Source organism: Aquimarina gracilis, assembly GCF_035285365.1.
Classification (GTDB): Bacteria; Bacteroidota; Bacteroidia; order Flavobacteriales; family Flavobacteriaceae; genus Aquimarina; species Aquimarina gracilis.
Window position 1 is genome coordinate 1 of the sequence record NZ_JAYKLX010000011.1, and the last position, 24,036, is coordinate 24,036.

Below are 24,036 nucleotides of genomic sequence, written 5' to 3' on the forward strand. Positions count from 1 at the left end.
CTCACCTCTTACCATTCCGAACAGAGTAGTTAAGCCCGTTAGCGCCAATGGTACTACAATCGTGGGAGAGTAGGTCACCGCCTTCTTTATAAAACCCTCATCTTAACCGATGAGGGTTTTTTTTATGCGAAATACTATAATTTTATTGAAAAAAATGTTTTTAAAGATACTGGTTAACAGTCTTTTGTAGGTTCACACTCAACAATTTCGTCAGCACCACTAGATGCACATTCTACATAAGAATTAAAATCCCAGTAATAACATACAAAGCCAGCATTAATAGATTGCAATTCTTGCTTACTCAAAATAGTTCCTAAATTTGAAAGATTTTTTAACATAATTTGATTTTTAGATTAATAGAATAAAAATATTAAAAATAAGCTTGGCTAATGTAAAGTTAGTTGTCTTATTAACAGTAGATTAACTGTTCTGAGAAGATGAAACATTGATGATGATATTAAAAATATTAATGTTTATAATTTCAAGTATTTGAATAAATTTGAATTTTTTAGAATATCTTTTTTTACATGGACTATGTATGTAAGTCCCGTAACCCGCTAACGATTAACCTGTTTTTTTAGCTTTGAAGCAATTTTCTTTTTCTTATTTTCATTGTAGTTAAGCTCATTAGCGCCAATGGTACTACAATCGCGGGAGAGCAGGTCACCTCTTTATTTATAAAACCCTCATGAAATCGATAAAGGTTTTTTATGTCGAAACGTAATTAAATAACAAACGTCTTCTTCAATAACAGTATGTTTTGTTTACAATATTTTTTAGCTTTGCCTTTTATATTTCATGAAAATACAATCTCCAGTAGAAGAAAGATGGAATTGGATAACACACGGGCTAGGGTTTGTTTTAGCTCTTGTAGGTTTATTCCTTTTAATTAAGTTTGATTCTCATAAAACCGAATTTAGTACCATATCGGTTATATTGTACGGCTGTGCTATGCTTATCCTATATTTCGCATCAACGGCATATCATTATACTTCTCAAGCAGATTTAAAAAAAAAATTAAGAGTACTCGATCATATAGGTATTTATTTACTAATTGCCGGAACATATTCCCCGGTAACGCTTATTACTTTAATCGATAGCAAAGGGATACTACTTTTTGTTTCGGTTTGGTCTCTCGCAGTTATTGGTTCTATATTGAAATTTTTCTTTACAGGCAGATTCCAAATATTTTCTATTGTTTTGTACTTGTTAATGGGGTGGTTGATAATGTTGGATATTGAGGTATTGGCCAATAAAATTGGAGACGACGGTATCGATTATCTAATGTATGGTGGAATAGCATATACCGTGGGAATTATTTTTTATGCATTAAAAAGAATTCCATTTACTCATGTAATTTGGCACCTATTTGTATTGGCGGGAACCGCGTTTCATTATGTACTTATTCTTAAGTATATAATTTAAAGATCTGCGTATTGGGAAAATGATTAGTTATCTATAAAGTCCTTATATTCCAAAAAGAATTCCTCAAGCTTTATCATTTTGCTCGATAAAAATTTCATCACCTCTTCCCAATGATTCCTATTGTGTATACTTACATTTGATAGTTCTACATAAATACGGGAAATGATTTTACCATTGTCTAATTGGTATTTCTCATCGTAAATAACATTCTCAAGATATTCAGAAATAAGAATATTTTTCAGGCTAATAAACTTATCATAATAATACGATTTAATAAGTTCATCATAAGGTTCTATATCAATAGATACTTGAGCCTTTTTTGTAGTGAATGTAAATTTAAGAGTAACATCTTTAATTTTGGTGTTATATAACAACCATTTATGAGGGTAGTTTTTTCCAAAACTTGTCCAAAATTCTTGTCGCAGTTTTTTTGATTCCTCTTTACTGAACATGCTAAATTATATATGCCGTTGCTGTGGCAACAAGAATAACCAACAGCTTAGTTACATTAAATTTGTGCCCTTCATTACTTTCAAAAAGGATAGTGGTTGAGACATGAAGAAAAATACCAATTACAAGTGCGGTAATCTCTTTGTAATACAATTGAGCATCATCAAAATATTCACTCATAAAGGTCCCTAAAGGCGTCATTAAAGCAAAAACTAATAAAGTAATGAGTATAATTGATTTCTTTATTTTGGTGTTTAAAAGAAATGTAGTCATTATCATCGCAATGGGAATTTTGTGGATTATAATTCCTAACAAAATCCCATCGGTATGATGAATAGGAAACCCTTCAAGAACAGCATGAATTCCCAAACTAATAAACAGTAATGAAGAAATTCTATTCGTATCTTTATCCAAGTGTATATGACCGTGCTCCGCACCTTTAGAGAAATACTCGAGTACTTTTTGTAGTAAAATACCGATCATGATCCAAACTCCTGTTCGTTTGGCAAAAAGGTTGTCTTCAAATACTTCAGGGAGAAGATCAAAAATAGTAATAGCCAGCAGAAAAGCACCACTAAATGCCAAAAGTAATTTTAAGTTTTTTTGATTTGAAGGTTTGAAAATAAAAACAATCAAAGCCCCAACAAAAACTGCCGCTATGGATAAAATGTAATTGTTCACTATTTGAAAATTAATATAAGTCTGGGTGAGTTTTTTTGATGAAATTTTCTTAATTGGTAATCCCCAAAAATATCCAAGAGATCAGCATTTGCCTTTTCAAAATACTTTTTAAAATCTTCAAGAGTTATGGCTTTTACACGTTCGGTAAAGAAAAACTCTTCATTATTATCCTCAAACCTAATTTCTTTGAAAATATACCCATTTTCGACATATCTCTTTATAGCAAATATGATTCCGTTTACTTCTTTAATTTCTTGTGGGACAAGATTAGAAATTACATGGTCGACATTCATAAAATCTATAACACCGAACCCTCTTTCATTAAGATCCGATTTGATCGCTTTTATCGTACTCAGGTTATCTTCTCCTTTATCAAAATAACCAAAACTTGTAAATAGATTAAAAACGGCAGAAAATTTTTCTGAGTAGGGTCTACACATATCATGAACCTTGAATCGAAGGGTTTTATTTTCGAACTGTGAAGCATATTTTATGCTGTTTTCTGAAAGATCTACCCCAGTAACATCATAGCCAAGTTTATTAAGATAAACGCTATGACGCCCTTTTCCGCAAGCGAGATCCAAAATTTTTTCTCCTTTTTCAAGGCTAAGATAATTGGTGAGATTATCCATAAAATCGCTTGCCTCTATATGATTTCTGTCTTTATATAGAATATGATAGTATGGTGTATCAAACCATGATGCATACCACATTAATGAATCTTTTAGCATAGGGCGCAAAATTAATGTATTTTTGCGGTTTAAATTTATAGATGTAACGTAAAGTTTCATTCTTAGTCGAAGAAATCTTTATTTACTAAACAAGACAATGCAAAAAGTGAGTAATTCTTTTAAAATGGTGGCCAAAACTCTTTATGGTTTTGAAGAAATTTTGGCAAAAGAACTCAGAAACCTAGGAGCTCAAAAAGTAGAAATTGGGAATCGTATGGTGAGTTTTTATGGTGATACGGGGTTTATGTATAAGGCTAACCTTTGTCTTAGAACTGCAATTAAAATATTAAAACCTATTACATCCCGAAAAATACGACATGAAAAGGATTTATATGATTTTGTACAAAATGTTCGCTGGGAGAATTATTTGGATGTAGATGATACATTTGCAATATATGCAACGGTTAATTCTGATTTGTTTAATCATTCTAAATTCATTGTATTAAAGACAAAAGACGCTATTGTAGATCGATTTAGAAAACAAAAAGGGAGAAGACCAAACGTTGATTTGGATTATCCAGATCTTTCTATCGATGTTCATATTCAAAGAGATCTTTGTACTATATCTCTAGATAGTTCGGGGGGATCATTACATCATAGAGGTTATCGTACGGCTACCAATATTGCACCTATTAATGAGGTGTTGGCTTCGGGCTTGTTGCTACTTTCAGGATGGGACGGTCAATGCGATTTTCTGGATCCTATGTGCGGAAGTGGTACTATGGCCATTGAGGCGGCAATGATTGCATGTAATATCCCTGCAAACCTAAACAGAAAGGAATTTGCTTTCGAAAAATGGTTGGATTGGGATCTTGATTTGTTTGAAAAAATTGAAGAAGCATGTTTGAACAAAACTAGGGATTTTCATTATTCAATAATAGGTATGGATAAGGCGCCTTCTGTAGTACGTAAAGCTCGTAATAATGTTGAAAATGCAAACCTTACAGATTTTGTTAAGATAAAGGAAGGAGATTTTTTTAAGTCAGAGAAAGCCGTAGACGGACCACTACATATGGTTTTTAACCCACCTTATGATGAACGACTAGAGGTAAATATCGAAGAGTTTTATGCTCAAATAGGTGATACCCTAAAACAAAATTATCCGGGTACCAATGCCTGGTTTATTACCGGAAACCTTGAAGCGCTGAAATACGTAGGCTTAAGACCTTCAAGAAAAATAAAGGTTTTTAATGGTAAGCTTGAGTCAAGATTGGTGAAATACGAAATGTATGCAGGAAGTAAAAAAGCAAAATTTCAAACCAAGTAAAAGGAGTAATCTTTTTTCAATTTGGCTATTACTTATAACTGCTATTAGTATTTTGTGATATTTCCTTTTTAGAATAACTCATCTTTTCTAAATGTGATTATAAGCAATAAAATCTTATGTATTTTATTGCCTATGAATTTTTGTGCTGTCTCTTTATTTGTGTTAAGATTAAAATAAAGAGTTGATAGTTTATACTTTTCTTAAGAGTAATTTTTTTCAAATTACCATACTTTTCTACTGTCAATTACTCTTTATAAACTAATCATCTTCACATGAAAACAAAATTCGCACAGGTTTTTTTCGTAGTTTTTTTATTAATGTTCACTTTTTTGGCAAACGGTCAGAGATCTAAAACAAAACAAACTCCTCCTTCGGTACTTTCTGATTCTGTATTTTCGGGCTTAAAAATTAGAAATATTGGTCCGGCATTTATGTCTGGTAGAATAGCAGATGTTGCAATTCATCCTACAAATGAAAGTGTTTGGTATGTGGCCGTTGGGTCAGGAGGTGTATGGAAAACTGTAAATGCAGGAACAACATGGACCCCTATTTTTGATGATCAAGCATCTTATTCGGTGGGGTGTGTTACCATAGATCCTAATCATACTAATACGATTTGGGTTGGAACCGGAGAAAATGTAGGAGGAAGGCATGTTGGGTATGGTGACGGGATTTACCGTAGTGCTGATGGAGGAAAATCTTGGGAAAATATGGGATTAAAGAAATCTGAGCATATTTCCAAAATTATTATCCATCCGTCAGATAGCAAAATACTTTGGGTGGCGGTACAAGGACCTTTGTGGAAAAAAGGAGGAGAACGAGGGTTGTATAAATCTACTGATGGAGGGAAAACCTGGAAAAAGACCTTGGGTGATAATGAGTGGGTTGGAGTTACAGATGTGATTATAGACCCCAGAGATCCAAATGTACTTTATGCCGCTACCTGGCAACGACACCGAACCGTTGCTGCTTATATGGGCGGTGGTCCTGGGTCTGGTATATATCGAAGCGCAGATGGAGGAGAAACCTGGGAGCAATTAAAAAATGGACTTCCCAAATCATGGATGGGGAAAATTGGATTGGCTATTTCTCCGCAGCAACCTGATATTTTATATGCTGCCATAGAATTAGACCGTAGAACAGGTGGTGTATATCGTTCAAGCGACAGAGGTACTACCTGGAAAAAGCAATCTGATGCTGTTGCAGGAGCAACAGGACCTCATTATTATCAAGAGTTATATGCATCACCACATCATTTTGAAAGATTATACCTGGTAGATAATCGAATGCAAATTTCAGAAGATGGAGGAAAGACGTTCAAGAGAATGAATAATAAGCATAAACATGGAGATAACCATGCAATAGCTTTTAAAAAAGAAGACCCTAATTATTTATTAGTAGGGACCGACGGAGGGTTGTACGAAACCTTCGATCTTACTCAAAATTGGAGATTTATAGATAATCTTCCCGTTACACAATTTTATAAGGTAGCAGTAGATGATACAGAGCCTTTTTATAATATTTATGGGGGAACTCAGGATAATAGCACTCAAGGAGGACCTTCACGTACAGATAATGTTCATGGTATTCAAAATTCTGACTGGAAAATTGTTCTAAACTGGGATGGACATCAACCGGCAACAGAACCAGGAAACCCCAATATTATGTATGCCGAGCGCCAAGAAGGAAATCTCTCGAGAATTGATTTAAGTACCGGAGAGGTAACCGATATACAACCACAACCCGGACCTGAAGAGGATTTTGAAAGATTTAATTGGGATGCTCCAATACTGGTTAGTGCCCATGATCCTAAACGAATTTATTTCGGTTCACAACGATTATGGAGATCTGATAATAGAGGAGATAAATGGAATGCTATTTCTAAAGACGTTACCAAAAATCAAGAACGTATTGAGTTAGGGATAATGGGTAAAAAACAGTCTTGGGATGCACCATGGGATTTTTTGGCCATGTCTAATTATAATACAATAACCTCGATAGCAGAATCACCAAAACAAGATGGTATCTTATATGTCGGAACCGATGATGGTATTATTCAGGTTACAGAAAACGGAGGAGATCAATGGCGAAAAATTGATGTGGGAACTTTACCAGGTGTTCCTGCAACGGCTTTTGTGAATGATATCAAAGCTGACCTTTTTGATGCAAATACGGTTTATGTGGCTTTGGATAATCATAAATATGGAGATTTTAATCCGTATCTCTTAAAAAGTACGGATAAAGGACGTACTTGGAAATCGATAACTAGTAATTTGCCTGAAAGAACATTGGTTTGGAGAATTGTGCAAGATCATGTGCAAGCTAATCTTTTGTTTGCTGCAACAGAGTTTGGGATATACTTTACAGTCGATGGCGGAAGAAAATGGATAAAATTAACTGGGGATATGCCTACGATCTCATTTCGTGATTTGGCGATTCAGCGAAAAGAGAATGACCTTGTAGGGGCTTCCTTTGGAAGAGGCTTTTTCGTATTTGATGATTATTCGGTACTACGTAATGTCTCTGAAACAAAATTAAAAGAAGAAGCAATATTGTTCCCAACTCGTGATGCTTTATGGTACATTCCCCGACCCAATTTGAGTTTTGGAGGAACAAAAGGAAGTCAAGGAGCGTCTCATTATGTGGCTCCTAATCCAGATTTTGGCGCTGTATTCACTTATTATTTAAAAAATGGATTGAAAACAAAAAAAGAAGTAAGACAAGAAAATGAAAAAAAGAATAAGGAACGGGATATTGCATTTCCAGGCTGGGAAGCTGTAGAGGCAGAACAAATAACTTCTGATCCACAAATAATTTTATCTATAAGTGATAGTAATGGTAATACGATAAGAAGGATTAAGGGAGCTGTGAAACCTGGTTTTCATCGTGTAGCGTGGGATTTGCGTTACCCGGCTTCAGATGCAATCACACTTAAGTCACAAGAAAATCCATTTGGACCACCTCAAGGATTTTTGGCGGTTCCGGGACAATATAGAGCAACGTTGTCCAAAATCGTTGAAGGAGAGGTTACACAACTTTCTGAACCAGTTTCTTTTACAGTAAAACAATTGAAAAAAGGCACCTTACCTGGGCAAACCCCTGAGCAGGCTGCTCAATTTTGGAGAAATTATGAAGATGTAATTGGAAAAGTTTCTGCTTTGGATCTTCAATTAAGTAAAACTCAAAAACGAATCAAAGCTTTGAAAAAATCCCTTTTACGAGCAAATGTGCCTCCTGGAGACCTTGATAATCGAATTAATAATTTAGAGAAGCGTATAGCCAGTCTCAATAATGAGTTTTATGGTAATAAAGCAAAGCTACAGGTAGGAGAAAAAAACAAACCAACTATTGGCGACCGAATGTTTGCGATCTATCGAGGGATTCAGTGGTCAACATACGGGCCTACAGATACTCATTTGGAAACTATGAAAATTATTACTTCTACGCTAGAATCTTTAAGTTCAAGTTATGTTGCACTTAAAAATGAAATCGATAGATTGTCAATAGATTTACAGAAAGCAGGAGCGCCTTTTGTAGAGGATTGAAATGTTTTGTATTAAATGCTGGATAAAGTTAGAATTCTTAACTTTAGATGACTAACACACTAATCTTAAAACTAACTTTTATGGAATCTATTTCAAAGTACTTTTTTGTATTTGTTATGCTGTCAATTTTGATAGGCTGCAAGAATAAAACATCAACAGAAAATACAGAAGGCGTTGAAACCAATAACGAAAATCAAACCGAATTACCTTTAAAAATTAAATCGGAAGAAGTAAGTTATAAAGCAGATTCATTGCAAATGAAGGGCTATTTAGCGTTTAATGAAAACGCTACAGAGAAAAGCCCGGGTATTATTGTAGTTCATGAGTGGTGGGGGCATAATAATTATGTGTGAGAAAGGGCAGATATGCTTGCAAAAATGGGCTATGTAGCATTGGCAATAGATATGTATGGTGATGGTAAACTAGCGGCACACCCCGAAGATGCTGGTAAATTTGCCATGAGTGTGATGGGAAATATAGAATCTGCCAAAGCACGGTTTGAAGCTGCTTTAGCTATGTTGAAATCTCAAGAATCGGTTGATGCCGATAAGATTGCGGCAATTGGATATTGTTTTGGTGGAAGTGTAGCACTTACCATGGCTAATGCCGGATTTGACCTCGATGCTGTGGCTGCTTTTCATAGTGGGGTGCAGTTACCAGTAATGCCAACTTCAGATATCAAAGCAAAAATTTTGGTTTGTAATGGGGCAGAAGATCCATTTATTCCTTTGGAAACCGTCGAAAGGTATAAAAGAGCCATGGATAGTGTAAAGGCAGATTATAAGTATATTGCATACGAGAATGCTACGCACTCATTTACAAGTAAGGTAGCCGATTCGATAGGTAAGAAATTTAATTTGCCACTAGCTTATCAAAAAGAAGCCGACGAGAAATCCTGGGCAGAGTTAAAACATTTATTGGAAGAAGCGTTTAAATAATAGAATTGCCTCTCGCCTCAAAACGAGGGGCATTTATTTACCTTTTTCTTTTGTATAGAGGAATTAAATAACTGATATTATACCCATATCCAACACCAATTTGACTAAAGTCATTTGTTCTACCAAATCCTGGGATATAAAGATTGTCAAAACCTTCCGGTTTTTTTTCGCTAACCATGTTTCTTAAAGAAACATTGGCCCCAAGGTATATATTCTTAAAAAGTTCGGCTTTTATGCCTAAGACAAGCTCGATCCAACTTGCATTTAAACCATCTCTGGTTACCGGTTCAATAATTTCATTTTCACCAAAATAATCCGTTCCTGTGAAGATAATATAATCGTTTAGCGTTTGGTCAAATCTTGAATACCCATACCGTAAGCCTACATATATGCTATTTTGCATTCCGTACCAATTGCCATAGGTGTTATAATCAATTCCGGCACGTATGTAACTACCAGAACCCTCTACATTGATATTTTCCTCGTCTCGAATTAAGGATTCATTACCAATTTCGGCAGCGACAAAGAATTTGTTAGAAATTCGATAATCCCCTACAATTTCAAAGCCCGAGTACTTGTCTTCAACAGATGACCTAATAATCCTCGCGATATCCACACCAACTCTTAATCCATATTTTTCGCCTGGCGGGAGTGTATCTTTTGCCGTTAATTGTTTTTCTTCCTCTTGCGAAAAAGAAAGACAAGAGGTTAAGATACTAATGAAAAATAAATATATGTGCAGCTGTTTCATCTGTTACATTAAGTGTTCGTTCAGTAATTCCTTTTATCCAATCGCCATCATCTCCTTCTTCACCTTCATTAGCTGTAATAGCATTGTAAACCACTCTGAATCCGCAAGCACTACTTACATATTCTTCGATGGGTTCATATTCAAAACTAATGATATCGGTATTCGGTGGAGTTGTATCGTTTGTAGTATCAGAATTAATAGTAAATTCAAATGCTGTACTTGTTGTATTGGTCCGTAATGGGATCATAATAGAATCTGTCACTGTACCAATATCTATTATACTGTCAAAACCTACGGCACGAACTTGTAGCTCTGAAGGTCTTTTGATATCGGTTTCTATCTGAGTCTCATTATCGATAAACTTGATAATAAGAAAAGGGGTAGTGGGGGTTCCCTCTGCACAAATATCATCTCGTTCACAACTACTGTTGCTGAAAACAATTGAAACAATAACCACGATAAGAAATAAAATATTTTTAAATATTTTCATTATGCTATCTTTTTTCTAATAAAACTACATTTTCAACATGATATGTTTGTGGAAACATGTCTACTGGCTGTATTCTGGTCACCTTGTAGCTGTCATCTAATAACGCCAAATCCCGGGCTTGTGTTGCACTATTACAACTTACATATACTATTTTTTGTGGAGAAATACGTAATAATTGTGCCACCACATCTTTATGCATTCCATCTCTGGGGGGATCTGTAATAACTACTTCGGGTTGACCGTGTTGATCAATAAAATCTTTGGTAAACACTTTTCGCATATCACCAACATAAAACTCGGCATTATCAATCGAATTGCGTTTGGCATTTTCTTTTGCATCCTCAATAGCTTCTGGTACTGCTTCAACACCAATTACTTTTTTAGCTTTTTTTGCCACAAATTGTGCTATGGTGCCTGTTCCTGTGTATAGATCATATACCAGTTCATTGCCTGTAAGATTTGCAAAGTCTCGAGTAACCTTATATAATTCGTATGCTTGTTCAGAATTGGTCTGATAAAAGGATTTTGCATTGATTCTGAATCGCAGGTCCTCCATTTCCTCTTCGATATAATCTTTTCCTTTGTAGCATATTACTTTTTGATCGTACAAGGTGTCATTGCCTTTAGAATTTATAACATATTGTAAGGAAGTAACTTCAGGAAATTCTGCTGAAATAAAATCAAAAAGTAGTGTTCTTTTTTCTTCATCTTCATAAAAGAATTGAACCAGAACCATGATCTCACCTGTCGAAGAAATACGAATCATTAAAGTACGCAAAAAACCTTCTTGCTTTCTGGCATTATAGAAAGGAAGGTTGTGCTTTGTAGCAAAGCCTTTGATTTTATTTCTAATGTCATTACTAGGATCTTCCTGAAGGTGGCAAGTATCTATGTCAAGGATTTTATCCCACATACCGGGCATATGAAAGCCAAGAGCATTGCGATTTTCTATAGTGGTGTCGCCTTGTATTTCATCTAGAGTTAGCCATCTGCTGTCACTAAATGAAAATTCCATTTTATTGCGATAAAAATATTGTTTTTTCGATCCAAGGATTGGAGTAATTTCAGGCAATTCAATTTTGCCTAACCTTGTTAAATTATTTACAACTTCTTGTTGTTTGTACTTTAACTGGTGATTATACCCCATAAATTGCCATCTACAACCACCACATGTCCCAAAGTGTTTACATGCGGGATCGGTTCGTTGATCTGATAACTTATGAAATGTAGTTGCAGATCCTTCATAATATGCTTTTCGCTTTTTGGTAGTCTGAATATCAACTACATCACCAGGAACTGCATTACTCACTAAAATAATTTTACCATCAGGAGCTTTGGCAATACTTTTCCCTTTTGCACCTGCATCAATTATGTTTATGTTTTCAAAGATTTGTCTTCGATTTTTTCTTGCCATAGCGCAAAAATAAGAATAGAATACATATACTTGATAATTATTCAAAATATCTTATTAAAAGAAACAAAAAATGAACCTCTTTACTGTTTCTACGTCTATACTATAGAAATGAATACAAAAAAAGTACATAAGGTATTTGATTCTCTACTAGTGTCGCAGTACCAATCGGGAAACAAGAAAGCAATTACGCTTTTGGTTAAACGTTGGCATATCAAGCTTTGCAGACACGCATATTGGTATACCCAGGATAAGGAAGTTGCTAAAGATGTTGTACAGGATAGTTGGAATAAAATCCTTCGAAAAATAAACACTTTGAAGGACCCCAATAGTTTTGGAAGTTGGGCTTTAACCATTGTAACCAGAAATGCAATGGATTGGCAGCGAAAGCATAAAAAAGAATTGAAAAGTTTAAATTCTTACTACAATGAAAACAAAACAACAATAGCAGCAAAAGGTAATATAGGTAAAACAGAACTGTTGAGTATTCTAAGCAGATCTATAAAACAACTTTCTATAAATCATCAAATTGTTCTTAACCTTTTCTACCTCGAAGAGTATACCATTAAAGAGATAAGTGAAATATTAAATATATCCACTGGTACAGTTAAATCACGTCTGTTTACCGCTAGAGAAAATTTAAAAATAATCGTTAAAGATAGAAATTATGAAAAATGAAATGATAGATATTGATCAATTAATTAAGGAGACATTAACCCAAGAAGAAGCAAAGTTTTATGACGAATTAGACGAACAGAGTTTACTTGGAATGGTTGGGGGACTTTTTAAAACCAGAAATAGATGGATTATCATAATGATGTTTATTGTTAATATAGCTGTATTTGGAGTTTTTATTTATTGCTTAATTCAGTTTTTGAATACAGATAATACTAATGAGCTCATTAAATGGGGGTTAGGTGGTTTATTCTGCGTTCTGATAACATCAATGTTAAAACTATATTCATGGATGCAAATGGATAAGAATGCCTTACTGAGAGAAATAAAGAGATTAGAATTGCAGATTTCATCTTTGGCAGGAAAGGTATCTTGATTATGATATTCAAGGTATTTGACAATGTTTTTTGTGTTAAAGTAAAAATTTGAAGTATTGTGAAGGCTAAAATTAAAAATTTGCTAAAGTTTTATTAATTTTGCAATTCTCTTAGGGATGATTTCTCTCCCACGCTGAATTTTCGAATCTTATCGAAAGGATAAAGGTACAGAAGGAATGGTTATTTTATCAATTTAAATTATTAAGAAAATGGCTGTTTTAGAAAAAAAGTCGTCACAACATTCAATTGAGTTAGAAGATAAGTATGGAGCCCATAACTACCATCCATTACCAGTTGTATTGAGTAAAGGAGAAGGGGTGTATGTTTGGGATGTAGAAGGAAACAAATATTATGATTTCCTAAGTGCATATTCGGCAGTTAATCAGGGGCATTGCCATCCTAAGATAGTTAGCGCTATGGTAAATCAAGCTCAAACGCTAACGCTTACCTCGAGGGCATTTTACAATGATAAGTTGGGCGAATATGAAAAGTTTGCTACCGAGTATTTTGGTTTTGATAAACTTTTACCAATGAATACGGGTGCCGAAGCAGTAGAAACTGCTTTAAAAATTTGTAGAAAATGGGCCTATGAGAAGAAAGGAATTTCTGAAAATGATGCACAGATCATCGTTTGTGAAAATAATTTCCATGGAAGAACGACCACAATCATATCATTTTCTAATGATCCTGTAGCTAGAAAGAACTTTGGGCCTTACACTCAAGGGTTTATTAAAATTGAATATGATAATTTAAAGGCTTTAGAAGAAGCATTAGAGAGTAATAAGAACGTAGCCGGATTTTTGGTAGAACCTATTCAGGGTGAAGCAGGAGTTTATGTTCCATCAGAGGATTATTTGGCCAAAGCAAAAGCCCTTTGTGAAAAACATAACGTATTGTTTATTGCCGACGAGGTGCAGACTGGTATTGCGAGAACGGGAAGGTTATTGGCCACCTGCGGAAATTGTTCATGTGATGATAAGAATTGCTCGGGAAACCCAGAAATAAAACCAGATATTTTAATCTTAGGGAAAGCCCTTAGCGGTGGTGCGTATCCTGTATCTGCTGTATTGGCCGATGACCCTATTATGGAGGTTATTAAACCAGGGAGTCATGGAAGTACGTTTGGAGGAAATCCTGTTGCAGCAGCAGTGGCCATCGCAGCTTTAGAGGTTGTAAGAGATGAAAAACTTGCAGAAAACGCTTATGAATTAGGTGAGTTGTTTAGATCAGAGTTGAATAAATACATCGAAAACTCGAACATCGTAACTTTGGTGAGAGGTAAAGGTCTTTTAAACGCCATTGTTATTAATGATTCTGAGGAGAGTGAAACCGCCTGGAATATCTGTGTAGCTCTAAAAGAGAATGGTCTTTTGGCAAAGCCCACTCATGGTAATATCATTCGCTTTGCTCCGCCATTGGTAATGAATAAAGAACAGCTTTTGGAATGCGTAGGGATTATTACCAAAACGTTGAAAGAGTTTGAATAAAATTCTCTTATTCATGTTAGAATAAAAAAATCCTGCCAATAGTAAGCAGGATTTTTATTTTATACTAAAATTGTGGTTTTATGCTCCAGCACCACGGGTAATTTCTTCAATCATCTCTTGATATCCTTCAAGTCCAACGGTTGCAAATATGAATATTACATAAGCTAAATAAATTGCTCCAAGAACGATTCCTATTATTGATAAAATTTTACCAGTCTTTACATTATTATACCCTTCATAAAGTTCTGGGTTCTCTGTATATAACGCTGTTGCCTTTTTTGCCATCACAATAGCAATTACAGCAAAAATAATTCCTATCCCATAGCAACAACATCCTACAATTGATAAAATACCAAAGACTAAGATCAAGGTTGAGTTGGGTAATGTTTGTTTTTCCATAATTTTTAATTGATTAGTTAAAAAATGATTCTCATTTTGATTATATAACTTATTACAATAGTGAGTATCGTAACCGTTATAAGGCCAGTTTTAATAATTTGACCATATCTAAATTTATAAAAGAAGTTAAATCCTAAAAAAAGAAGTAATACTAAAAGAGGATAAATTGCAGGATACATGTGAAAGGCTGCTTCAAATTCTCCTTGAAACAAAAGAGCAAGAGATCTTTGCATTCCGCAACCCAGGCAATCAACACCAAAAATCTTTTTGTTAACACAAGGAATCATGTATTCTTCCAAAGGCAATTTTTTATTAATTAGCACTTGCAATATACATAATTAAGTTATTTATCATAATTACAAGATAGAAATTCTATGTATTTAATACTTTTACAGCATGAATTTAAGTAGGATTAAAAAGACACTTAGCCTCCTTTCCATTTTTATGGGTGGAGCCTTATTAATAATCGAAATTTCTTCTGAAGAAAAAAACTATTACCTCCAAACTATAGGATTGGTTATGTTAATGGTTGGTTTATTTATGGTGAATTCTAGGGTAAAATCAAAAACCGAAATCACGAGTCAAGAATATTTTGAAGAGGAATAGTTATGATTAAAGTTGGTGATACAGTATCTGTTTTGGACGAACCTATCTCAGGAAAAGTTGTTTCGATAAGTCATAATGAGATCACTATACAAACTGAAGATGGGTTCGATATGACTTTTTTTAAAAATGAAGTTGTAAAAATTCAATCAGGAGAAATGATTATTCCTTCTTTTGACGAAGTGAATAGAAATTTACAGGAAAAAGAAGTTTATAAGAAAAAACCTAAGCGCAGAACAGTTAAACCTAAAGAGCGTAACCTACCACCAATGGAAGTTGATTTGCACATTCATAAATTGGTGAAATCTACCAAAGGAATGACAAATCATGATATGGTTACCTTACAGTTGGATACAGCCAAAAGACAATTGGATTTTGCCATTGGTAAGCGCATACCAAAAGTTGTGTTTATTCATGGAGTAGGTCAAGGTGTATTAAGAGAAGAACTTAAATATCTTTTTGGGAGATACCATAATGTTAGAATTTCGGACGCAGATTATAAAAAGTATGGTTTGGGAGCTATGGAAGTGTATATCATTCAGAACCCAAAGTAGTACTATGGCGTTGTAATTTCATAGGAACCAAATTCAAATACTTCCTCTCGTATCTCGATACCCGGCCCCTTAAAAGTTACATTGGATACTACTATGGTTCTTGTAAAAGTATTCCCACTTATAGGAGTATAGGATATTGTTGCCGTTCCATTTTCACTAATTAATTCTTCGGTTACTATTATCCCTGATGGCGGAATGCTGGCACAAAAGTATTCTTCGCCGTTTATTGCCGAATCAAATTGTCGATATATTAATACATTAGATGTACCATTAAGTGTTATGGTTTCACTCGCATTCTCAGCAGGAACTTGATTTACTTCAAAAGAAGAACTTGTGAAATTTAAAGATATGGACCGATTGGTATCAGTATCAATTTTATAGATCACAAAATCGTTTCCATTAAAACAATCTTCTGGAGTTGCGGTAAAATTGATATCTGTTTCTATAATATCACCTTCGCTACAACTCATAAATAATATAATTATTGCAAAGAGGCCAAAAGGTCTGTTCATATCCTTAATTTGGAGTTTTATCTAAATTTCTTCTGCTATTAACATCTCTAAACCCAAAAGAGAAATTATCATTTTCAAAATTCTCGTTGTTGCCATCAAAAATGATATTACTAATATCTATTATTGTTCTAAAAGTTGTTAGTACTTCTGTGTTTTCGGGATCAGGCGATACGTTGTCGTTTCTTTCGGTTGTATCAGGGTCGAGATAGTTAAAAGTATCATCATCTTCAGAGGCATCCGTATTATCATTCCTTGGTGATCCGTCTCCATCTATATCTTCATTTATCGTTGGCACACCATCACCGTCATCGTCAGTGTCAAGATAATCGGGAGTGCCATCCCCATCTGTATCTCTTGGATCATCATTACCGGCTATTCCATTTTCTAACTCAACACTGGTTAAAACATTATCATCATCATCATCTTGGTCTTTGTAATTGGGGATGCCGTCTCCATCGGTATCATCATCGTCAAGGTTTCCATTTCCATTGATATCTTCTTCTTCTGCGGGTATATTATCTTCATCATCTTCTGTGGCTATTATGACCCTAATTTCGGCAATCCCAGAAATGGCTTTTAATTCTTCTATTACAACAATTTCACTTGAAGGTATACTAGAACAGTAATAATCGTTTGTGATTGATGTGTTGAATTGTCTATAAATCAGACTACTGGTACCTTCACTTAGATCTATAATTATAGGTTCTTCTAATACTGTTGTCGCATTATATTGAGAACTAATGAAGTCAAAGGATATAGCTTCGTTATTAGAAGGGTTTATTTTAAAAAAAACAGACTCATTTTCTAATGCTCCGTTACAAAGTTGCAAATCAACATCATCAAACTCGAAACTGGTAATGATAATGTCACCGTCGTTGCAAGAAAAAAATGTTACTACCAGGAAAATAAAAACAAATGCCTTTTTCACGTATGATAATTTAGGGTTTTTGAAATTAAACTTAGTATGTTCTATCCTAAAGACGAAAGAAAACCGAAAAAGTTTACAACAACCTACTTTTTTATTAAATATTGACAAAAGTAAAGTAATTGAAAGATTATAACGTATCTGGCTTAAAATAATTTTATTTAAACTAGTTTTGTATTCTTAAAAATTGCGAATATTGTAATAAATAATATTCGTTTTTATAAATACACCTTGTTTTTTGGTTTTAACAACTAATTATTTGTGATTTATGCAAAAAGTTTATTTTGATAATGCAGCTACGACCAGGGTAAGACCAGAAGTGATTGCAAAAATGGTTTCGGTACTTGAAGATTTTGGAAATCCTTCTTCAACGCATGGATTTGGGCGATCTGCAAAGAATCATATAGAGCAAACTCGTAAAAATATTGCTAAACAATTAGGAGTAAAAGCGTCTGAAATTATATTTACTTCGGGGGGAACTGAAGCTGATAATTTAGTAATTAATAGCGCGGTTAGAGATTTGCAAGTGAAACACATTATCACTTCTAAAATTGAACATCATGCCGTATTGCATACCGTACAGGAAATTGAGGTATTTAACAAGATCAAGGTTAGCTATGTGAATATTAATAGTGATGGCTCTATTGACTATGATCATTTAGAATCTTTACTGTCAGGATCTAAACAGAAAACCTTGGTAAGCCTAATGCATGTTAATAATGAGGTAGGAACAATATTGGATATTAACAAGGTTGGCGATTTGTGTAAGAAATACGATGCTCTTTTTCATAGCGATATGGTGCAATCTATCGGCCATCTTGAGGTTAACCTAAGCGAACTTAATGTTGATTTTACAGCTGTAAGTGCACATAAATTTCACGGACCAAAAGGTATCGGATTCGCATATATTCGTAAAAACTCTGGATTAAAACCTCTAATTTTTGGCGGAGAGCAGGAGAGAGGTTATCGGGCAGGAACCGAAAGTGTGCATAATATTGTTGGAATGGATGAAGCTTTAAAATTGGCTTATGAGCACCTGGAAGAGGAGAAGAAGTATGTGGTTGACCTAAAGAAATATTTTGTAGAGACGCTCAAAAATAATATTGAAGGGGTAAAATTTAATGCAAATTGTTGTGATCCCGATCACTGCACGTATACGCTGATCAATGTATGTTTACCTATACCTGATGAGAAAGCGGGAATACTATTGTTTCATCTTGATATCAATGGAATTGCATGTTCTAAGGGAAGTGCCTGCCAAAGCGGTAGTAGTAAAGGGTCTCATGTGCTTACAGAAATACTTTCGGAAGAAGATCTACAAAAACCATCTATTCGGTTCTCTTTTTCAAAGTATAACACCAAAGAAGAGGTAGATTATGTGGTTGATGTTTTGAAGAAGTTTATTGAAGATTAATAGCAACCTAAAATTTCATTCCAACTCGAACATTAAAAACTCTTGGCGTTAAGAAATTGGGAATAGCGAATTGTCGTTGACTTGCTGCATCCCTAACAAAAGTATTTGTAATCGAATTTTGATTGTCGAATAAGTTGTAGATCTCCAATCCGAGACTTAGCTCTTCAAAGTTGTTGAAAAAGTTCCCCTGTTTCAGCCTTTTGTTTGCATCCACTACGACATAAGATACTCCTAGATCTGCCCTGCGATAATCTCGCAATCTGGACTGAAAATCATACGGGTCTGCATAACTTGGTGATCCACCGGGAACTCCGGTCTGGTAGACCAGGTTTAAGTATCCTTTTAAACTTGGTATAGAAGGAACATAATCCTGAAGGAGCACACCAATCTTTAAACGCTGATCGGTGGGTCGTGAAATATAACCTCTATCGTCGATGTTTTCTTCGGTTTTTAAGTATCCGATGCTTACCCAACTTTCTGTACCAGGAACAAATTCTCCATTAAGCCTTACATCGACTCCTTGCGCATAGGCCTCGGCATTATTTCGTGCTCGATATCTTATGCGTACATTTTCAATGGTATAGGGATTAACATCGGTCAATTTCTTGTAATAAATTTCAGAAGTAAGTTTAAAAGGACGGTTCCACATATTAAAACTATAGTCATTACCCACAACCAGATGTATGGATTGTTGAGCTTTTACATTGGGTCTCACTACTCCAAGAGAATCTCTTAATTCTCTATAAAATGGCGGTTGATGATACAATCCTCCGGATACCCTAAAAATCATATCGGTTTTCCAATTTGGTTTTATGGCAAATTGTGCTCTCGGGCTAATAACGACTTGAGAATTAGAAGGATTTACAGTATTTCCAGATATATTCCAATTGTGGGCTCTCACCCCAAGATTGGCCCATATCTCATTTTCTTTGATGTTAGATCGCAAACTATATTGGGCGTATCCTGAAATACGATCAACGGTGACTTCGTTTGTAGCTCTTACACTCACAAAAGGTACGATAGGACTCTCAAAAGGAGTATAAGGTTGGTCATTAATAAGGTCCCTAATTGGGGGGCGAATAGAAAACCCTGCAGAATCTATAATTTCATATTCCTGCAGGCGATCCTTTATGTCTTCAGATGTATATTTGATACCCCAATCAAACTGGTGATTATCATAGGTATAAGTTCCCTTATGTTGTATATTAAAGATTAAGGCGTCAAGATCATTACGGGCATGAGTTAATTGAGAGCCCACTCCTTCAGCAAATTCTATGTCACCCAGATCTTCGCTACCAATATCAGTATTAACTGTTCCTAAAGCATAAGAAGCCAAAATATCATAATACTCTTGTTCCTGAGTTTGATATCCCGAAGCAATTAGTTTTAAGGTAAGATTGTTGTTAGGTCGAAATGTTCCTTTTAAAGCTCCAAAATAAGTATCATATTGGTCTTCTTCTTGTCCTTGATAATTAACTACCAGAGCCTGTACTGTTTGTAAGGTACCAAAATTAACCTGTTCTCTTAAAGGTTCATAATCATATTTGTTTATAGCAAGATTCCCAAGAAAACCAAGCTCAAATTTATCCGAAAAATTATAGGACAAATATGTTTGCACATCTGCAAATAAGGGTTGGAAATTGGTTTCAGTATTTCGGGCATCAACCAAAAGACTGTTGTCTCTATAACGTACCCCAACAATACCAGATAATTTTTTGTTCTTAGAGATTCCTCCGGCAGAAATACTTCCTCCTAAAAGACTCATGTTTACTGAAGCCCCTATACGAGTGGGTCTTTTATAAGTAATATCTAAAACTGATGACAATTTGTCTCCGTATTTTGCTTGAAAACCTCCGGCAGAGAAATCAACATTTCTTACCAAATCCGTATTTACAAAACTTAAACCTTCTTGTTGTCCTGATCGAATTAAAAATGGTCTATATACTTCAATCTCATTTACATAAACCAGGTTTTCATCATAATTACCTCCTCTTACTGAATATTGAGTACTTAATTCATTATTCGAACTTACACCGGGTAAGCTTTTTAATAGCCCTTCTACTCCTGCATTGGCCGAAGGAGTAGTGCGTATAGTTTCCGGATCTAAAGTTGTTATTCCTTCAACTGTTTTTCTTTCTCTACCTGATATTATGACGGTACTAATTTGTTCAACATTGGTCTTAAGTACCGGGTTAAGTTCGTATTCTTGATTTTCTTCTAATTTGATGGTAAACTGAAGACTTTTTAGAGCAATGTGCGTAACATTTATTTGAACTTCTTGATTTGCGGGAATAGTAAGTTCGTATACACCGTTTTCATCTGATTGTGTACCCGAGTTATCAAATGTAATGTTGGCGCCTTGAACAGGAACATTGTTTTCGTTGAGTATAATCCCTTTTAAAGTAGCGTTTTGCGCCGAAGAAGATAAGCTGATAAAAATCAGAGCGATCAGTAGAAAGAAAAATTGTTTTTTCAAGAAATAATTAGGTTTTAAGGTTTTCTAAAAAAAGTGGTTTCAAATGTGGCGCGGTTTCCTACATTGTCTAGTACCACCAGTTTAAAATTATTTTCAGAATCGGTAATTACTTTGTCACTAAAATCATAAACCAACATTCCTGTTTTATAATCGTATTCCATCAAGATGAATTTCCCATTGATGGTCCCTCTGTAACTTTTTATACCAGATTCGGAATCATTAATTTTAATCTTTAAGTGCGTGGCGCTAGAAATCCATTTCTTACTCGAAACATTTATCGGAACGATTGTAGGTTTTGTAGAATCTGTGAATAAAGAATATTTTCCAAAAGTGCGAGTTCTTGTTGAAAATCTATTCTCTTTTTTGGAAGTCCTAGTGTAATATACTTTATCCTTACCATTAATACGACCTATATACAATTTCTTCTTGTCCTCATCTTTGTATCTTGATACATCAAACACCAAGGTCATATTTTTATGAAGAGGAGTTTGATCGTTATGTACCTGGGCAGTTTCACCATTAACTACAAGATCCAAATAAGTGTCTTCATATAAACTCCCTTTTGGAATTAATAGATCGACAATACCAGAACTGTAGGTATAATTTTCATTTGCTTTGGCTAGTTCTTCTGTTTTTGGTATTTCAGATTTTGTGATAGAATCTATAAAGTTCCCTTGTATGGGAATGTCTATAATAGTAGTGTTATTTTTAAAATCTTTAATGTAAATCTTGTAGTTGTAAGACAAGCTATCCAATACTTTTACAAAGCCGTTGTTTGTTTTGTTTTTGTATATAGTTAACGGATTGTTTTTTTCTACATATAATTTACTGATTCTACTTCGGTATTTTTTGAAATAAGGATAATCAATTAATCTGTTGATGTATCTTGTTTCAGAAAAGGAGAAGCGATTCATTCGCAACTTAAAGTTTTCCTGGCCATTTATTTCGGTAGAGATTTCATAAACCCCATTATGATTAGGGGCAAGGTCCTGTTTGTCGATAGTAGAAACACCAAAACCAATATTTCCATTGGCGCTAATGCTTTCGGTTTTGAAAGTACCATCTTCTTTTGGTGTTAATTGCAGTCTATATGGTATTTGACTTCCATTGATATGTGCATTTTTATCGAGACTATACGCCCAAACACCATTTATAATAGGTTTTTTTGAGTCTTTTACTTCAATACCAAAGCTTAATGGGTTCATAGGTCTTGATCTCGAATCTCGGATCTCGAAATGTAAATGTGGTCCAGAACTACCTCCGGTATTTCCGCTATATGCAATTATATCTCCTTTTTTTACTTCTAAAGTCCCAGATTTTGGGAAGAGTTCTATTTCATAAGATTCTTTGGCATATTGTCTTTGCTTTACAAAGGCTTCAATCTCTGGAGCAAACTTTTGTAAGTGTGCGTAGACTGTAGTATAACCATTAGGGTGAACAACATAAAGAGCTTTACCGTAACCACCATGAGAAACTTTAATTCTACTCACTCTGCCTGAAGCCGAAGCATACACATTTAGACCTTCTTCTCCATTGGTTTTCATGTCTAATCCAGAATGAAAGTGATTGGATCGTAACTCTCCAAAAGTACCCGATATAACCATAGGAACATCTAGAGGATTCATGAAGTAACCTGTTGCAAGGTCTTTTTGACCAAAACAAAAGAAAAAACCAAAGAGTGTAAAAAGTATGATTATTCGCATAAACACCTGTAAAAATATATTTTTTAATCTCGCAGTATAAAACTAACTCATTTTTTTGAAGTTATATGTTTTGTAACGCTTCATTTACTGCATTATTTAAATATCCTCCAGAAATTATTTTGGTTCGTACATTGTTAACGTTTGCCTTCATAGTCTTGTAATCCTCTTTGGATAGTTGCTCCAGTTTGTCACTAAGGTCCTTTAAATTAGAAACTACAAGTCCAATATTGTTTTCTAGTATAAAAGTACTAATAGCTGCTTTATCCCATACAACAACAGGAAGACCGCATAAGATATAAAGCGAAGTTTTGTGCGGATTGTTAAACTTCAAATATTGCCCATATTGACCGCTACATTCTTCTGTAGATATGCCATCCCAAACAAGTCCAAAAGATCCTTCAATTTTATAGGCAACCTGGTCTGAAGGAAAAGCACCTTGATACTCCAAAATTGAAGTTTGCTTATCAACTTTTAGTTTTCCATAGTCAAACCCAACACCATACAGTTTCATTGTAAAGTTGTTTTTATCCAAGGTATCCAGATCATAGATGTATGAGTTTTTACCTTCAGCAAAGCCACCTGCATAAACAATCTGGTAAGGTGTAACACCGTCATTTTTATCATTTTGTTTTGGTAACCCGTTGTTAAGAACATAGTCGAAGATACCCAGAACGATGATAGGAATCTTTACGTCTTGTTCAAGAAACCAATTTTTCATGGCTTCATTATGAACAATAATAGCGTCTGAAGTTATTATTTTTTTCAGTTCTTTAGCGGCACTACCGGTACGACCTTTCAAAAACCTCACATCATGAACAATAGTGATTACTTTACATCTTTTTAACTTTGCTACAAATAATACGTATCCTCTGAATTTATTAAGGGGGTATTGTGTACATAAGGTGCTTTTAAATGGAAGGCGTAAAAGGGCTAAACTAATTCCAAAAAAATTTTTAATGGTTCCTAAAGCCGAATTGGGAACTGAAGACTGTTTAAACCCAAGATTTTTAAATCCCATTTCTTTCAGAACAAATTCACAATCGGTTTTGGCTTTACCCGCAGCATTAAAAAGAGATTTGTAATTTCTTGAGATATAATATCCTATCATATTTTGTTTAAATTTCTGGGAGGAAAGATACATACATTTTATTTTTTTATATGATATATTATTAAGATAATTGCAGGGACCACTATTAAATCCAGTAGAAAAAAATGAATTTAA

At 34.5% G+C, this 24,036-nt stretch carries 25 protein-coding genes and 1 rRNA gene; 12 read left to right on the forward strand and 14 right to left on the reverse strand.

Translation table 11 applies throughout. The features are described 5' to 3' along the window. A 5S ribosomal RNA gene (gene rrf / locus U6A24_RS20755) occupies nucleotides 1-86 on the forward strand; the annotation flags it as partial. Nucleotides 87-173: 87 nt separating this feature from the next. Here the strand turns inward: rrf and U6A24_RS20760 are convergent. Beyond that, complete coding sequence (locus tag U6A24_RS20760; RefSeq protein ID WP_324181940.1) at nucleotides 174-338, reverse strand: hypothetical protein; 165 nt, start codon at nucleotides 336-338, stop codon at nucleotides 174-176. Between the two features lie 460 nt (nucleotides 339-798). Here U6A24_RS20760 and trhA point away from each other — a divergent pair, with 460 nt between their 5' ends. Then, nucleotides 799-1,425 carry a PAQR family membrane homeostasis protein TrhA gene (trhA, locus tag U6A24_RS20765; RefSeq protein WP_324181941.1) on the forward strand — a complete coding sequence of 209 codons (627 nt, stop codon included), beginning with the start codon at nucleotides 799-801 and terminating at the stop codon, nucleotides 1,423-1,425. A 23-nt stretch (nucleotides 1,426-1,448) separates the two neighbouring features. On the opposite strand, the gene U6A24_RS20770 is transcribed toward trhA, so the two are convergent. From U6A24_RS20770 to U6A24_RS20780, 3 genes are read right to left on the reverse strand one after another with little or no spacing between them, the layout of a single operon-like run. Next, entirely contained in the window at nucleotides 1,449-1,877 is a 429-nt protein-coding gene (locus U6A24_RS20770; RefSeq protein ID WP_324181942.1) for a DUF4268 domain-containing protein, read from the reverse strand. A 1-nt stretch (nucleotide 1,878) separates the two neighbouring features. Then, nucleotides 1,879-2,556, reverse strand: coding sequence for a ZIP family metal transporter (locus U6A24_RS20775; protein ID WP_324181943.1), 678 nt, complete (start codon nucleotides 2,554-2,556; stop codon nucleotides 1,879-1,881). Beyond that, the gene (locus tag U6A24_RS20780) at nucleotides 2,556-3,287 is read right to left on the reverse strand and encodes a class I SAM-dependent methyltransferase (RefSeq protein ID WP_324181944.1); all 732 of its coding nucleotides are present in this window, start codon (nucleotides 3,285-3,287) and stop codon (nucleotides 2,556-2,558) included. Before U6A24_RS20780 ends, U6A24_RS20775 begins: the two co-directional genes overlap by 1 nt. 97 nt (nucleotides 3,288-3,384) lie before the next feature. On the opposite strand from U6A24_RS20780, the gene U6A24_RS20785 reads away from it, so the two are divergent. The 4 genes from U6A24_RS20785 (at nucleotide 3,385) to U6A24_RS20800 (ending at nucleotide 9,037) form a co-directional block, all read left to right on the forward strand. Continuing rightward, nucleotides 3,385-4,554, forward strand: a complete 1,170-nt coding sequence (locus tag U6A24_RS20785; protein WP_324181945.1) for a THUMP domain-containing class I SAM-dependent RNA methyltransferase — start codon at nucleotides 3,385-3,387, stop codon at nucleotides 4,552-4,554. Nucleotides 4,555-4,826: 272 nt separating this feature from the next. Next, nucleotides 4,827-8,099, forward strand: coding sequence for a VPS10 domain-containing protein (locus U6A24_RS20790; protein ID WP_324181946.1), 3,273 nt, complete (start codon nucleotides 4,827-4,829; stop codon nucleotides 8,097-8,099). 80 nt (nucleotides 8,100-8,179) lie between these two features. After that, nucleotides 8,180-8,452, forward strand: coding sequence for a hypothetical protein (locus U6A24_RS20795; RefSeq protein WP_324181947.1), 273 nt, complete (start codon nucleotides 8,180-8,182; stop codon nucleotides 8,450-8,452). 12 nt (nucleotides 8,453-8,464) lie between these two features. Further along, nucleotides 8,465-9,037: a dienelactone hydrolase family protein gene (locus U6A24_RS20800; protein ID WP_324181948.1), complete on the forward strand. Its 573-nt coding sequence runs from the start codon at nucleotides 8,465-8,467 to the stop codon at nucleotides 9,035-9,037. Nucleotides 9,038-9,074: 37 nt separating this feature from the next. Here U6A24_RS20800 and U6A24_RS20805 read toward each other — a convergent pair whose 3' ends face one another. Genes U6A24_RS20805 through rlmD form a run of 3 tightly spaced genes read right to left on the reverse strand, consistent with a single transcriptional unit; the run spans nucleotide 9,075 to nucleotide 11,692 of the window. Further along, entirely contained in the window at nucleotides 9,075-9,788 is a 714-nt protein-coding gene (locus tag U6A24_RS20805) for a DUF6048 family protein (RefSeq protein WP_324181949.1), read from the reverse strand. After that, nucleotides 9,754-10,278, reverse strand: coding sequence for a DUF6452 family protein (locus tag U6A24_RS20810; protein ID WP_324181950.1), 525 nt, complete (start codon nucleotides 10,276-10,278; stop codon nucleotides 9,754-9,756). Before U6A24_RS20810 ends, U6A24_RS20805 begins: the two co-directional genes overlap by 35 nt. 4 nt (nucleotides 10,279-10,282) lie before the next feature. Next, nucleotides 10,283-11,692: a 23S rRNA (uracil(1939)-C(5))-methyltransferase RlmD gene (gene rlmD, locus U6A24_RS20815; protein WP_324181951.1), complete on the reverse strand. Its 1,410-nt coding sequence runs from the start codon at nucleotides 11,690-11,692 to the stop codon at nucleotides 10,283-10,285. A gap of 108 nt (nucleotides 11,693-11,800) precedes the next feature. On the opposite strand from rlmD, the gene U6A24_RS20820 reads away from it, so the two are divergent. The 3 genes from U6A24_RS20820 to rocD all read left to right on the forward strand — a co-directional run bounded on the left by U6A24_RS20820 (nucleotide 11,801) and on the right by rocD (nucleotide 14,228). After that, nucleotides 11,801-12,367: an RNA polymerase sigma factor gene (locus U6A24_RS20820; RefSeq protein ID WP_324181952.1), complete on the forward strand. Its 567-nt coding sequence runs from the start codon at nucleotides 11,801-11,803 to the stop codon at nucleotides 12,365-12,367. Beyond that, a complete protein-coding gene (locus U6A24_RS20825; protein WP_324181953.1) occupies nucleotides 12,357-12,740 on the forward strand; it encodes a DUF6768 family protein in 384 nt (127 codons plus the stop codon). Before U6A24_RS20820 ends, U6A24_RS20825 begins: the two co-directional genes overlap by 11 nt. A 210-nt stretch (nucleotides 12,741-12,950) precedes the next feature. Continuing rightward, nucleotides 12,951-14,228 carry an ornithine--oxo-acid transaminase gene (gene rocD, locus U6A24_RS20830; RefSeq protein ID WP_324181954.1) on the forward strand — a complete coding sequence of 426 codons (1,278 nt, stop codon included), beginning with the start codon at nucleotides 12,951-12,953 and terminating at the stop codon, nucleotides 14,226-14,228. A 78-nt stretch (nucleotides 14,229-14,306) separates the two neighbouring features. Here rocD and U6A24_RS20835 read toward each other — a convergent pair whose 3' ends face one another. Beyond that, nucleotides 14,307-14,627 carry a CCC motif membrane protein gene (locus U6A24_RS20835; RefSeq protein WP_324181955.1) on the reverse strand — a complete coding sequence of 107 codons (321 nt, stop codon included), beginning with the start codon at nucleotides 14,625-14,627 and terminating at the stop codon, nucleotides 14,307-14,309. Nucleotides 14,628-14,644: 17 nt separating this feature from the next. After that, nucleotides 14,645-14,926: a DUF2752 domain-containing protein gene (locus U6A24_RS20840; RefSeq protein WP_324181956.1), complete on the reverse strand. Its 282-nt coding sequence runs from the start codon at nucleotides 14,924-14,926 to the stop codon at nucleotides 14,645-14,647. Nucleotides 14,927-15,023: 97 nt separating this feature from the next. Between U6A24_RS20840 and U6A24_RS20845 the strand changes: the two genes are divergently transcribed. Together U6A24_RS20845 and U6A24_RS20850 are read left to right on the forward strand one after the other, a co-directional pair. Then, the gene (locus U6A24_RS20845; protein ID WP_324181957.1) at nucleotides 15,024-15,233 is read left to right on the forward strand and encodes a hypothetical protein; all 210 of its coding nucleotides are present in this window, start codon (nucleotides 15,024-15,026) and stop codon (nucleotides 15,231-15,233) included. 2 nt (nucleotides 15,234-15,235) lie between these two features. After that, nucleotides 15,236-15,784, forward strand: coding sequence for a Smr/MutS family protein (locus U6A24_RS20850; protein WP_324181958.1), 549 nt, complete (start codon nucleotides 15,236-15,238; stop codon nucleotides 15,782-15,784). A 2-nt stretch (nucleotides 15,785-15,786) separates the two neighbouring features. On the opposite strand, the gene U6A24_RS20855 is transcribed toward U6A24_RS20850, so the two are convergent. Further along, nucleotides 15,787-16,296, reverse strand: coding sequence for a hypothetical protein (locus U6A24_RS20855; protein ID WP_324181959.1), 510 nt, complete (start codon nucleotides 16,294-16,296; stop codon nucleotides 15,787-15,789). Nucleotides 16,297-16,300: 4 nt separating this feature from the next. After that, a complete protein-coding gene (locus U6A24_RS20860) occupies nucleotides 16,301-17,224 on the reverse strand; it encodes a hypothetical protein (protein ID WP_324181960.1) in 924 nt (307 codons plus the stop codon). Nucleotides 17,225-17,489: 265 nt separating this feature from the next. On the opposite strand from U6A24_RS20860, the gene U6A24_RS20865 reads away from it, so the two are divergent. Beyond that, nucleotides 17,490-18,635, forward strand: a complete 1,146-nt coding sequence (locus U6A24_RS20865; protein WP_324181961.1) for a cysteine desulfurase family protein — start codon at nucleotides 17,490-17,492, stop codon at nucleotides 18,633-18,635. A 7-nt stretch (nucleotides 18,636-18,642) separates the two neighbouring features. Here the strand turns inward: U6A24_RS20865 and U6A24_RS20870 are convergent, their stop codons facing one another. The 3 genes from U6A24_RS20870 to U6A24_RS20880 form a co-directional block, all read right to left on the reverse strand. Beyond that, nucleotides 18,643-21,111, reverse strand: a complete 2,469-nt coding sequence (locus U6A24_RS20870; RefSeq protein WP_324181962.1) for a TonB-dependent receptor — start codon at nucleotides 21,109-21,111, stop codon at nucleotides 18,643-18,645. Nucleotides 21,112-21,125: 14 nt separating this feature from the next. Further along, nucleotides 21,126-22,814, reverse strand: a complete 1,689-nt coding sequence (locus tag U6A24_RS20875; RefSeq protein ID WP_324181963.1) for a M23 family metallopeptidase — start codon at nucleotides 22,812-22,814, stop codon at nucleotides 21,126-21,128. 61 nt (nucleotides 22,815-22,875) lie between these two features. Then, nucleotides 22,876-23,955 carry a beta-1,6-galactofuranosyltransferase gene (locus U6A24_RS20880; protein WP_324181964.1) on the reverse strand — a complete coding sequence of 360 codons (1,080 nt, stop codon included), beginning with the start codon at nucleotides 23,953-23,955 and terminating at the stop codon, nucleotides 22,876-22,878. Nucleotides 23,956-24,036: the final 81 nt, after the last annotated feature.